This window comes from uncultured Campylobacter sp. (assembly GCF_938040115.1).
In the GTDB taxonomy this organism is placed as follows: Bacteria; Campylobacterota; Campylobacteria; order Campylobacterales; family Campylobacteraceae; genus Campylobacter_A.
This window is the reverse complement of record NZ_CALHXD010000031.1, coordinates 1-11,989: the sequence shown is the minus strand read 5'-3', so window position 1 is coordinate 11,989 and position 11,989 is coordinate 1. Positions and strand designations below refer to the sequence as shown.

Annotated in this window: 14 protein-coding genes and 1 pseudogene; 13 read left to right on the top strand and 2 right to left on the bottom strand. The window is 43.8% G+C overall.

Features of this window, described 5'->3' with window-relative positions:
• Together Q0314_RS01365 and Q0314_RS01360 are read right to left on the bottom strand one after the other, a co-directional pair.
• Positions 1-940: dihydropteroate synthase (locus Q0314_RS01365; protein ID WP_298055669.1), on the bottom strand; the 940-nt coding region annotated here is incomplete at its 3' end.
• Position 941: 1 nt separating this feature from the next.
• Positions 942-1,313, bottom strand: a complete 372-nt coding sequence (locus Q0314_RS01360) for a FlaG family protein (RefSeq protein ID WP_009495999.1) — start codon at positions 1,311-1,313, stop codon at positions 942-944.
• A 147-nt stretch (positions 1,314-1,460) separates the two neighbouring features.
• Here Q0314_RS01360 and Q0314_RS01355 point away from each other — a divergent pair, with 147 nt between their 5' ends.
• The 13 genes and pseudogenes from Q0314_RS01355 to Q0314_RS01295 form a co-directional block, all read left to right on the top strand.
• On the top strand, positions 1,461-1,847 hold the full coding sequence (locus Q0314_RS01355) for a hypothetical protein (RefSeq protein ID WP_298055663.1): 387 nt from the start codon (positions 1,461-1,463) through the stop codon (positions 1,845-1,847).
• A complete protein-coding gene (rsmD, locus tag Q0314_RS01350; protein WP_298055660.1) occupies positions 1,844-2,410 on the top strand; it encodes a 16S rRNA (guanine(966)-N(2))-methyltransferase RsmD in 567 nt (188 codons plus the stop codon). Before Q0314_RS01355 ends, rsmD begins: the two co-directional genes overlap by 4 nt.
• Before the next feature lie 67 nt (positions 2,411-2,477).
• On the top strand, positions 2,478-3,539 hold the full coding sequence (locus Q0314_RS01345) for a flagellar basal body P-ring protein FlgI (protein WP_298055657.1): 1,062 nt from the start codon (positions 2,478-2,480) through the stop codon (positions 3,537-3,539).
• On the top strand, positions 3,539-3,850 hold the full coding sequence (locus tag Q0314_RS01340; protein WP_297965343.1) for a rod-binding protein: 312 nt from the start codon (positions 3,539-3,541) through the stop codon (positions 3,848-3,850). Before Q0314_RS01345 ends, Q0314_RS01340 begins: the two co-directional genes overlap by 1 nt.
• 53 nt (positions 3,851-3,903) lie before the next feature.
• Positions 3,904-4,107, top strand: a complete 204-nt coding sequence (locus tag Q0314_RS01335) for a flagellar biosynthesis anti-sigma factor FlgM (protein WP_122873807.1) — start codon at positions 3,904-3,906, stop codon at positions 4,105-4,107.
• 36 nt (positions 4,108-4,143) lie between these two features.
• Positions 4,144-4,572 carry a flagellar export chaperone FlgN gene (gene flgN, locus Q0314_RS01330; protein ID WP_298055654.1) on the top strand — a complete coding sequence of 143 codons (429 nt, stop codon included), beginning with the start codon at positions 4,144-4,146 and terminating at the stop codon, positions 4,570-4,572.
• Positions 4,573-4,575: 3 nt separating this feature from the next.
• Positions 4,576-6,429 carry a flagellar hook-associated protein FlgK gene (flgK, locus tag Q0314_RS01325; RefSeq protein ID WP_298055652.1) on the top strand — a complete coding sequence of 618 codons (1,854 nt, stop codon included), beginning with the start codon at positions 4,576-4,578 and terminating at the stop codon, positions 6,427-6,429.
• A gap of 54 nt (positions 6,430-6,483) precedes the next feature.
• On the top strand, positions 6,484-7,245 hold the full coding sequence (locus Q0314_RS01320; protein WP_298055649.1) for a TIGR02757 family protein: 762 nt from the start codon (positions 6,484-6,486) through the stop codon (positions 7,243-7,245).
• A gap of 135 nt (positions 7,246-7,380) precedes the next feature.
• Entirely contained in the window at positions 7,381-7,929 is a 549-nt protein-coding gene (locus Q0314_RS01315; protein WP_298055647.1) for a superoxide dismutase family protein, read from the top strand.
• 437 nt (positions 7,930-8,366) lie between these two features.
• The gene (locus tag Q0314_RS01310) at positions 8,367-9,134 is read left to right on the top strand and encodes a TSUP family transporter (protein ID WP_298055645.1); all 768 of its coding nucleotides are present in this window, start codon (positions 8,367-8,369) and stop codon (positions 9,132-9,134) included.
• Between the two features lie 147 nt (positions 9,135-9,281).
• Entirely contained in the window at positions 9,282-9,989 is a 708-nt protein-coding gene (locus tag Q0314_RS01305; RefSeq protein ID WP_002953298.1) for a F0F1 ATP synthase subunit A, read from the top strand.
• Positions 9,990-10,115: 126 nt separating this feature from the next.
• A complete protein-coding gene (gatB, locus tag Q0314_RS01300; RefSeq protein ID WP_298055642.1) occupies positions 10,116-11,537 on the top strand; it encodes an Asp-tRNA(Asn)/Glu-tRNA(Gln) amidotransferase subunit GatB in 1,422 nt (473 codons plus the stop codon).
• 269 nt (positions 11,538-11,806) lie between these two features.
• Positions 11,807-11,989, top strand: a pseudogene (locus Q0314_RS01295) (MBL fold metallo-hydrolase); the annotation flags it as partial.

Here is an 11,989-nt window from a genome sequence, read left to right as displayed (position 1 = left end):
AATTTTGTTCAGCCGTCTTGCCAAAGCCAATACCCACATCAAGCACTAGCTTTTTGGCGCCAAGCTCCTTTGCAAGGGCCATTTTTTGCTCAAAAAAGTCTGCTATCTCGCCGATTAAGTCGTTATATTTTGGCGCCACCTGCATGGTGGCTGGATCGCCTTGCATATGCATCATGCAAAACTCAGCATCATATCGCGCCGCAAGCGTGGCAAGTGAGGCGTTTGCAGTGATGTCATTTATCATTTTAAAGCCATGACTTAGGGCAAATTCAAGGCAATAAGGATCAAAGCTATCAAGGCTAAATTTCGCCTTTTCATGTAAATTTAGCCTATAAATTTCTTCAATGATATCTTTTATGCGCCTAAACTCCTCCTCGCGGCCGCAATACTCGCTTCCTGGCCTTGAGCTAACGCCACCAAGGTCAATGTAGTCAGCACCTGCTCCTATCATACTTTCAATCTTTGCTATGCCATTTTGCGTATTTATGCGGCTTTGCTCGTTAAAACTATCTGTGTTTATATTTACAACGCCCATTATAAGAGGCTTTGCTGGCTTTGTAAATTTACTCTCTAAAAAACCTGCAAGCTTTTTAAGTCCAAAGTCTTGTAGCTTCTCTTTTTTAGCTAGTTGTTTAACGTCTATTTCTATATCTTGTACTGCGACGCCCGCGCTTGCGCTTATATCCGCGCTTTTACCGTCCGAGCTAGTCGTTCTTTTTTGATATGAGCTATCGTCTGCTAGGGTTGAAACCGAGGAGCGAAAGGTGCCGATCAGCGTTTTTAGGGCGGTCAGATCTTTTTGCTTTGTCGCATTTGCCGTGATTTTAGCAGTTACGGGTTTTATCTGACCCGCTTCGTCGGCGGCTTTTAGCTTATCTATAACGTCTTGAGTTAGAACTTGGCTACCAAAGCCGAGTGAAGAAACTTTACCTAGCGCCATTTTAGCTCTCCTTGTCAAATAATACGCCGACGGCTTCTTTAAAATACTCGCTTAGCTTCATCGCCTGCTCGGTCGGGATTTTGCGAATAACTTCGCCCGTTTTCATCTCCATTACGTTTACGTACATCGCGCCTATTTTATCGTTATAGCCAAAGCGTATACTAGTGCCTAGATCTTCCATTTGTTTATTTAGTTTTTCGGTGGCTTCTTTTACTTCTTTGCTTAGCGTTTCGTTGTTTTGCTCAGTTAGATTGCGCGTCGTATCTTGCTGGATCTGCGTCCTTTCGACCTCTCTGGTTTGCGTAGAGCTTTGTGCGTGCGAGCTTGTAGCTACATTTGCCATCGGCTGGCTTGCTACTTTGAAAATTTCCATATTTTCTCCTTTAAATGTTTGCTAGCTTCTATATCGTCAAATTTGCAAATTTTTTTAGCCCCGTTCGGGAAAATTTTTGCTTAATTTAAATTTTCGCATAAATTTGTTAAAATCCAGCCTAAATTAAGGCGAGAAAAAGGAGAATTCGTGAAAGTTTCGTTTGAATGCGACTGCATTTTGCTGGGGGAGTCGCTAAGGCTATTTTTGAGGGATTTTATCTCGCCTAGAAAAGATTGCGACTTTATCGTGGCGGACAAAAAGATAGAGACCAAAAAGCCCGTTTTCGTGATCGCCGAGCATTCGCCGCATCTAAAAATCCCTTTTAGCAAAGAGGCCCTTATTTCTGCGCTTGAGGAGTTTTACTCGGCGATCCAGTTTTCAGAGCCTATCGCCCCTTCTCGCACGACCTCGCCGGCATTTGTTATAAAAGAAGAAGCCGCGCCGAAAAACGGCTCAAATTTGGAGCTTGAGGTTTCAAATTTGATAGATAAATTTAAAGAAGAGCTACTTGCGATTCTAAGGAAAGCTCGTTGAAAAATCTCTACGCTACGATTTCAAGCGGCAAATTTAAAGGTAAAAAGCTGCTTTTGCCATCGCTTCAAACTACAAGAAGCACAAAAAGCATCGTCAAAGGCTCATTTTTTGATTCGTTTCGCTACGAGCTAGCGGGTAAGGTTTTTATCGAGGCTTTCGGTGGTAGCGCGCTGATGGCCGCAGAAGCGCTAAGTAACGGCGCTGCAAAGGCCTATGCGGTAGAAATCGACAAAAACGCCTACAAGATCGCGTTACGAAACGCCAAGCTCATCGGCGACGAGCTGGAAATCATAAACGGCGATACCTTTGAGATGACGCCAGCTATCGTGGCAAGGCAAAATTTACCCGTTATCTTGTATCTTGACCCGCCTTTTGATATCAGAGACGGTTTTGCGAACGTTTATGAAAAGTGCGTAAATTTGGCGATAAATTTGCCAAAAGATAAAATTTATCTGATCGCTTTTGAGCACGCCAGCCATCTAAATTTATCCGAAAATATCGGGGCTTTTACGCTTTTAAAATCTAAAAAATTCGGAAATACTTCGCTTAGCTACTATTCTTAAAAATTTTTGTTTCAATTTGGAATGCTAATTGCTTTTAGTCCTTGAAAATACAAATTTAAGGACTAAAATGAAACTAGCGGCATGCTTGCTAACCCTTGCCATATCGGCTTTTGCGGCGCAGATAAAAGACATCGCAAACGTCGTTGGCGTGAGGGAAAATCAGCTGATCGGATACGGCCTGGTCGTAGGCCTAAACGGCTCTGGCGACGGCAGTAGCTCGGAGTTTACGATCCAGTCTCTTTCAAATATGCTTCAAAGCGTGAACGTAAAAATCAAGCCCGACGATATCAAATCAAAAAACACCGCCGCGGTTATGGTCATCGCAAAGCTGCCTCCGTTTGCTAGGCAAGGAGATAAGCTCGATGTCGTGATCTCATCTATCGGCGATGCAAAGAGCCTTCAGGGCGGAACGCTTTTGATGACTCCGCTTAAGGGCGTGGACGGCGACATTTACGCTCTAGCGCAGGGCTCGCTAACCATAGGCGGTAAAACCGCATCTCGCGGAGGTGGAAGTAAAGGCGGCAACCACGTAACCGCGGGCACGATCCCAAGCGGCGCTATCGTGGAGCGCGAAATAGCGTACGATATCTACAATCAAGAAGCGATATTTTTAAGCTTAAAGGAGTCGAATTTCGACACCGCTTCAAACATCCAAAGAGCCGTAAATTTAAACGTAGGCGGCGATAGTGCGGTGGCCGTGGACTCTCGAACGATCAGGATCGCTAAGCCAAACGGCGCAAATATGGTCGATTTCGTAGCTAGGGTGTTAAATTTGGACGTGGATTATAAAGCGCTAGATAAGATCGTAATCGACGAGCGCACGGGCACGATAGTAAGTGGTATAAATATCACAGTTGATCCCGTCGTCATCACGCACGGCGATATCACGATAAAGATAGAGCCTAGCTCGTATGACGACATGGCGGCAAATCAGCAAACAATCGATCTGCAAGACGGCGCAGCGATCGATCCGCTAACTAATATGCTAAAAATAAGCGGCGAAAAAACAACCGTAGCCAGCGTCGCAAGGGCGCTAAGCAAGATGGGTGCGACCCCTAGCGACATCATCGCGATAATGGAAAATCTAAAACGCGTAGGCGCCATACATGTAAATTTGGAGATAATATAATGTTAAACGTAGATACTTCCGCGGCTTTAAGCTCGTATAATAAATTTGCCACGAGCTCTATTGAAAATAGGCGCGCGAATAAGCCTCAAAGCGAACAAGACGCGCTTTTAAAAGAGCAAACCGACGCTTTTGAGGCGTTTTTAGTTAAAAGCGTGCTGGATATCGCGCTAAAAGACGAAAATCCGTTATTTGGCAAAGATGCCGGAGACGAGATCTATCACTCGATGTATAACGATACGATGAGCAAGGCTCTGAGCGGAAATTTGGGCTTTAGCGAACTTTTATTCAATTATTTGAAAGAAAGGGCTTAAGAAATTTCAAAATTTGCCGATTTAGTTTCTAACAAATCTAAAAAGGCTTTAAAATGATAGGAACTTTGGGAGCTAAACTGGGCATGAGCCCGCAGCAAATCACTCGCTCAAACGACGTAAAAAAGAGCGAAAACATGGAAAAAACACAAGGCAAAGAAGAAAGCAAGGTCGCAAAGATAGCCGAGCAGATCGCAAACGGAACATATAAACTAGATATGTCCAAGACTGCAAAAGCCGTTGCCGATACGCTTTTATAAGATTTTTTGTCCTTGCGTAAAAAGAAAGGACAAAAAATGCTTAAAAGATATTTAGATGAGGCGATGGGCGTACTAGATGAGCTCATCGCCCAAACTACGGAAGATATAGAAAAGATAAAACTAGCCGATCACACTAAGGTCGATGATAGCGTCAAACGCAAAAACGAGCTGGTTAAAAAATTCGAATCTATAAAATCGCTGCTAGATAAAGAGCTTTTAAGAGTCTCGAAGGAAAACGGCGGGGTAAATTTAAGCTCGATCCTTGATGATGAGGTGAAATCATCTCTCGCGCTTATGCGCTCAAAGCTTGAAGAGCTCTACTCAAAAAACAAAGAATACGCAAAATACGTCGTCGGAGTGAAAGAATTTTTCGATAGCTTGCTAAAAAATATGTTTAAAAGCGAGTCTGGCAGCTACGACAAAGAAGGCTTGACGCCTGAAAGTTTATTTAAAACAAGGGTTTAAAAAATGGCTAATATTTTTTCGTCTTTACATATCGGAATGAGTGGCCTAGACGCCGCGCAGACGCAGATCACTACGACCGGACACAACATCACAAACGCCGATAGCGAGCACTACACGAGGCAGCGCGTCGTGCAGTCTGCCAGAGAGCCTTTTCACGATATGCCCGGCGACATCGGTACTGGTACCAAGGTCGATACGGTCGTACGCGTGCATGATGAGTTTACTTTTGCTAGGCTTCGCACTTCAAATATAAATTTAGAATCAAGCGAATATAAAAAGCAAATTTTAGAGGAGATTTCGCAGCGCTTCCCTGATCTACAAAGCGTAGGCATAGGCAGGGATTTGCAAAATTATTTTAATGCATGGAACAACCTCGCTTCTAACCCGACCGAGGGTTCTCAGAAGGTAAATCTACTAAATTCGGCCGCGACGCTATCAAATAGCATAAGCAAAGCTCACGATATGCTAACTAAGATCCAAAAGGACGTGGACTCGCAGATAGAAGTTGCCGTAAATGAAATAAACAAATACGCCAAGCAAATCGCACAGATAAATAAAGAGATCGTGCGTGTCGAGTCAGTCGGCACTACTAGAGCAAACGACCTACGCGACAAACGCGATCAGCTCGAGCTTGCGATGTCGAAATTTGCCGGCATAAGCGTATTTAAGGGGCAACTACAAAGCAACAATATCGATCCGACCGTAACCGATATGGGTACCAAGCATCAGATAAATATTTCAGGATTTAATATCGTAGACGGTACGACGTATCATCCGCTAACAGTCGATAGGATAAGCGACAAGAGCGATTTTAAAGGTGTATTTTTCGAAAGAGACGATAGCAAGAAAGTTGATCTAAACGGACGAATCTCGGGCGGTAAACTAGGTGCCGCACTAGATCTGCGCGGACGAAGAGTGGATGATAACGGCGAATTTCAAGACGGAACCATACAAAAATACATCGACAACCTAAATACCTTCGCCAAAGGCATCATAAATGAGACAAACAATATCTACGCAAGATCGGCCGTAGAAAACGCCGTAACCGACGAACTAGACGGTCTAAGCGACTCTAGGACGCTGATGAATTTTAACGACGATATAAAGCACGGTAGCTTTGACGTCGTAGTTTATAACAACCAAGGTCAAGAGGTCGCTCGAAAAACGATAAACATAAACGCCTCTACTACTATAAATGACAATACTCGCGGCAACTCTATCGTGCGAGACTTTAACTCAGACACCGATGACAACGGCGATAACAATTCGCTAAACGACGTGGACGATTATTTTCAGGCAAACTACCAATACGACGCGGCGACTGGCAAAGGCACGTTTGGCGTAACAGCTAAAAGAAACGCCGGCGAATACAGCGTCGCTTTCGTCGATAAAGGTACCAATTTCCCAGGTATTATCGGGGTAAATAGAGTTTTTGAGGGCGGAAACGCGAAAAATATGAGCGTAAAAAGCGAGCTGATGGAAAATCCGCACAAGCTAAAAGCCTACTCAAACCCGACTCCTGGCAACAACGAAGTCGCAAACGATATGGTGCAAATGCAGTATAAAAAAATCATATTTTACTCCGACAAGCATGCGGACAAGGAGGAGAGCGTCGAGGGCTACTATCGCTATATAACCACCGATCTAGCTAGCCAAACTCAGGCAAATAACGATCTAAACGACGCAAATACAGCTATCCATAAAGTTGCTATGTCTGAGTATCAGTCGGTTAGCGGCGTAAATTTAAACGAGGAGCTGACAAACCTCATACGCTTTCAAAGCAGTTACGGTGCGGCGGCTAAAATAATCACGACCGTAGAAAAGATGCTCGATACCTTGCTCACGCTAAAACAGTAAATTTAAATTTATTTTAGCCTTTTTGGTTTAAAATCTCGGCCAAAAAGGCTAAAAATGGACTTAAAAACCCTCCTGGATCAAAACGTAATCTCTAAAAATACCCATGCGGACTTGTTTGCCGCCGCCGATCCGCTACAAGTCGCTAGCAAATTTAAAACGCCCGAGATCTCGCTCATCTGCGCGCTTTTTGCTTACGGCAACGCAAAACTAATCGTAAATTTTCTAAATTCGCTCGATTTTTCGCTGCTAGATAAAAGCGAGGAGCAAATCATTTCAAATTTGACGCAGCACAAATACCGCTTTCAAAGCTGCGAGGACGTGCGGCAAATTTTTATCACCGTTTCGCGCCTAAAAAAACACGGTGATATCGAAGGTGCGGTGAGAGCGGGCTTTGAAAAAAGCGGCTCGATGGTGGACGGCGTAAACGAGCTCATTAAATTTATCTATTCGCTAAACCCTTACCGCTCGGAGGGATATGAGTTTTTTTTCGGCAAACCATACGAAAAAGCGCCGCAAAGCCCGTATAAACGCTACAATATGTTTTTGCGCTGGATGGTGCGAGATAGCGACATCGACCTTGGACTCTTTAAAAGCCTGCCAAAAAGCAAGCTCCTCATGCCTCTTGACGTGCACACACACCGAGTTTCGCTAAATTTGGGCTTAATCTCTCGCAAAAGCTATGATTTTAGGGCCGTGCGCGAGCTAACGGACAAGCTTTGCGAATTTGACCCCGCCGATCCGATCAAATATGACTTCGCGCTCTACCGCATCGGGCAAAGCGGCGAACTGGCGCAAATTCTAAGCGAGATAAAGTAAATTTGGCGGGTTTTTCTCTCGCGAAATAGCGGCAAATTTAAGCCCTTGCGGCGCATTAAATTTAAGAAAATTTAAAGCCTAAATTAATCAAATTTAGGCTATAGTTACCTTGCAATTACATTTTAAGGAGAAAAAATGAAAAAAATCGTTTTAGCTAGCGCGGCTCTAGGCTGCCTACTCGCTACTAGCGCTCTTGCGCACGAGGAAAAAGTCTTTGATCCAAAGGCAGGCAAGCACCTAGTCGTCACTATGGAGCAACTAAGCGAAAAGGGCAACACGGTCGTGGGCGAGGTGGTAGCGGTCGAGACTAACTACGGCGTGGCGCTGTTCCCGAACCTTAAAGGCCTTGAGGGCGGCGCGCACGGATTTCACGTGCATCAAAACGCTGACTGCGGCGCTAACGAGAAGGGTCTAGGCATGAAAGCCGGCGGTCACTGGGATCCGGCTGAGACTAAAAAACACTCTTTTGCATGGGACGACAGCGGCCACAAGGGCGATTTACCTGCGCTTTTCGTTGATGCTGAGGGTAACGCGGTTTATCCTGTGCTAGCTCCAAAAATCAAAACTATCGACGAGTTAAAAGGCCACTCGCTAATGATCCACGTCGGCGGCGATAACCACAGCGACCATCCAAAGCCACTAGGCGGCGGCGGCGCTAGAATGGTTTGCGGCGTTATAAAATAATCCCGCATTCGCCGATTTGCTGCGCTCGGCAGTCGGCGAACTTCTTTTTCTTAACTCAGTCAAATTTAACGCGGCTTTAAATTCGGTGTTTCGTATGTTTTTAAACCCGCATCTCAAAAAAGCAAAATCTCAATAAATTTTCTAAAATATCCAAATTTCGTCCGCGCGGTTTTGCAAGCTAAATTTTAAAAACTATATCAAATTTACCGTCGTTAAATAGAGCTCAAATTTGCAAAATTTATCTAAAACTTTAAAAAATCGCCGCGCGCGCCCGCAAAATTTGCAAAATGCGTCGCAACCTAAACCGCTAAATTTAACCCAGCTCGGCAAAATTTACTCGCCGCTTTATTAAATTTTAACCGCGTTAAAACAAAAGGCCGAATTTTATAAATTTTTAAAATTTTCGTAGTATGATTTTGTTTTTTGAAGGGGCGAAAATGGACTTTGACTTCGGCGTTACGGCGTATTTGATATTTTTCGCGGCGGCGTTTGCGGCCGGTTTCGTCGATGCGATCGCGGGCGGCGGCGGACTGATCGCGCTACCCACGATCATGGCGATGGGCGTACCGCCCCACGTGGCGCTAGCGACGAACAAGCTTCAAGGTACTTTCGGCAGCTTCACCGCGGCGCTAAATTTCGCCCGAAAAGGCATGATAAATTTCCGCGAAGTTTTTATCGGCATCGTTTTTACCTTTATCGGCGCGTGCGTCGGCACGGTGCTTATTTTGTTTTTGAGCGCCGAGTTTTTGCGCGTTATTATCCCGTTTTGTTTGATAGCGATTTTCATCTATACGCTTTTGATGCCAAAAGTCGGCGACGAGGATAGGGCTGCCCGAATGAACGCACGAGCCTTTTACGTGATATTTGGCCTAATTTTAGGCTTTTACGACGGATTTTTCGGGCCGGGAGCGGGCAGTTTTTGGACGTTTGCGATGGTTGCGCTCATCGGGCTAAATATGAAAAAAGCCGTCGCGCACACGAAAATCCTAAATTTTACCAGCAACATCGTCTCTCTTGCCGTTTTTATCGCGGGCGGACAGATACTTTGGACGGTCGGGCTTTTGATGGGCGTCGGGCAGGTTTTGGGCGCGTATTTTGGCTCAAATATGGTCATAAAAAAGGACGTTAAATTTGTTAGAGTCGTGTTTTTAGCCGTCGTGGGCGCGACGATACTAAAGCTCGTTTACGATAGATTTTTCGCGTAAGCGCTGATTTTAAAAAACGACGTTGAAATTTGAGTTAAATTTGACAAAAAAGCTAAAATTTGGGCGAAATTTGAGGTAAGCTTAAAAAACTTTTAACGTTTATTTGGATAAAATTGCCGTTAAATTTCATAAATCTAAGGTTAATCCATGCAAGAAAATTTGTTTTTGTTTACAGGTTGGATCGCTTCTTTGTTTACCGACAACGAGCACGTTATCCACGCGGTAAATTACGCGGGACATCTCGTTTTAGTCGCGATTATCGTGCTTATCGTGGCAAAATTTGCAACTAAAAATTTGCAACTCGTACCTCGCGGAACGCAAAACATCCTCGAAGCGTATTTAGAAGGCGTCGTATCCATGGGCAAGGACGTGCTAGGCAGCGAAGCGCTATCTAGAAAGTATCTGCCGCTAGTCGCCACCATCGGTTTGATCGTATTTGTAAGTAACATAATAGGCATAATACCTGGATTTGAGGCTCCAACTTCGAGCTTAAATTTGACTCTCACTCTAGCGCTCGTAGTTTTCGTGTTTTACCACTACGAAGGTATCCGCGTAAACGGCGTGGTTAAGTATTTTGCTCACTTCATGGGGCCTAATAAATGGCTAGCTCCGATAATGTTTATCGTCGAGATCGTTTCGCATTTGTCTCGCGTCGTATCGCTTTCTTTCCGACTTTTCGGTAACATCAAGGGCGATGACTTGTTCCTTTTGGTCGTACTTGCTCTTGCATCGTACGCTGCGCTTCCGGCGTTTGTCTTGCTTACGTTTATGGCGTGCTTGCAAACATTTATCTTTATGATTCTTACTTACGTGTATCTTGCCGGCGCGATCTTGATCAGCCACGACGAGCACTAAAATTTAAATTTACGCGTCCGCTAGCTAAAATACGCTAAAAATCGGCGGATGCAACCCTTTCTTTTTATCTAACTTAAATAAAAATCCTGCTAAAATAAGCCCTAAATTTTAAATAAAAGGCAAATTATGTTTGAAGTCGTTATCGGGCTTGAGGTTCACACTCAGCTTAATACAAAAACTAAAATTTTCTGCTCTTGCTCCACGAGCTTCGGCGATGAGGCAAATACTCACGTTTGTCCTACCTGCCTGGCGCTACCGGGGGCTTTGCCGGTACTAAACAAAGAAGCCGTGAAAAAGGCGATAAGCTTCGGCGCGGCGGTAAATGCGACCATAAATAAACGTTCTGTTTTTAACCGTAAAAACTACTTTTATCCAGACCTTCCAAAGGCTTATCAAATTTCGCAATTTGAGATACCGATAGTGGAAAAAGGCGAGCTTTTTATCGACGTAAACGGCGAGAAAAAACGAATCGGCATCACCAGGGCGCACCTTGAAGAAGACGCGGGTAAAAATATCCACGAGAGTGGACAGAGCCTAGTCGATCTAAACCGCGCGGGCACGCCGCTACTTGAGATCGTGAGCGAGCCTGATCTGCGCAGCTCCGACGAGGCGGTTGCATATCTAAAAAAACTGCACTCGATTTTGCGATTTTTAAACATCAGCGACGCTAATATGCAAGAGGGAAGCTTTCGCTGCGACGCCAACGTCAGTATCCGCCCAAAAGGCGACAGCAAGCTTTATACGCGCGTCGAGATTAAAAATTTAAACTCGTTTAGATTTATCCAAAAAGCAATCGACTACGAGGTCGAGCGTCAAAGCGCGGCGTGGGAAGACGGTAAATACGATGAGGAAGTTTATCAAGAGACCCGCCTTTTTGATACCGTAAATTTGGTCACGCGCTCAATGCGAGGCAAGGAAGATAGCGCCGAGTATAGATATTTCCCCGATCCTGATCTGCTACCAGTCGAAATTCCTGAAGAGATGTATAACGAAGCGATCAAAATTCCCGAGCTTGCCGAGCAAAAGGTCGCTAGATACGAGCGCGAGCTTGGCATCAAAGAGGATGATGCCGTAGTTTTAACTAGTAGCGTGGAGACGGCGAGGTATTTCGAGGAGCTCGTGGATGCTAAAATATCGCCGAAACTGGCCGTTACATGGCTCATCGTTGAGCTTTTGGGTCGTCTAAAAAACGGTGCTACGATCGAGACATCGCCAGTAAATTCAACTAAAATGATAGAGCTTTTACGCCGCATAGAAGACGGTACGATAAGCGCTAAGGCGGCAAAAGAGGTGCTTGACTATCTTATGGAAAACGAGGGTAGCGTAGACGCCGTCATCGAAAAATTGGGATTAAAACAAGTCAGCGACGACTCGGCTATCGTAGCAATAATAGATCAAATTTTAAGCGCGAACGCCGATAAGGTCGCCGAGTATAAAAGCGGCAAGGATAAGCTTTTTGGATTTTTCGTCGGTCAGACGATGAAAGAGGGCAAGGGTGCGTTTAATCCCGCAAAAGTAAATGAGCTTTTAAAAAGTAAGCTCGGATAGTTACCGTATAAATTTATTTAAATAAAGAAAAAATAAAATAAATTAAAATAAATCAAATTAAATTAATTAATATTAGAATACAGAATGTAGAAAAAACATATAAAATGTAAATACTTAAAGCTTAATAGAATAATATATATTTATAAGCTTTAAGTATTTTTTATTTAAAAAGTAAAATTAAAAGATTTTAATTTAGTCATTTTAATTGATAAAACAAATTCTATGCAGTATTATATTTGTATATATTGTATACAAAAGATGGAGGAAAAATGAATATAGTATTTTGTGGTGCAGCAAAGGAAGTGACAGGGTCAAACCACTTAGTAGAAGCAGCAGGTAAAAAGTTTTTGATAGATTGTGGGTTAATACAAGGAAGAATAATAGATGCAGAAAGAAACTATGCACCATTTATATATAATCCTACAGAAATAGATTTTATGATATTAACACAT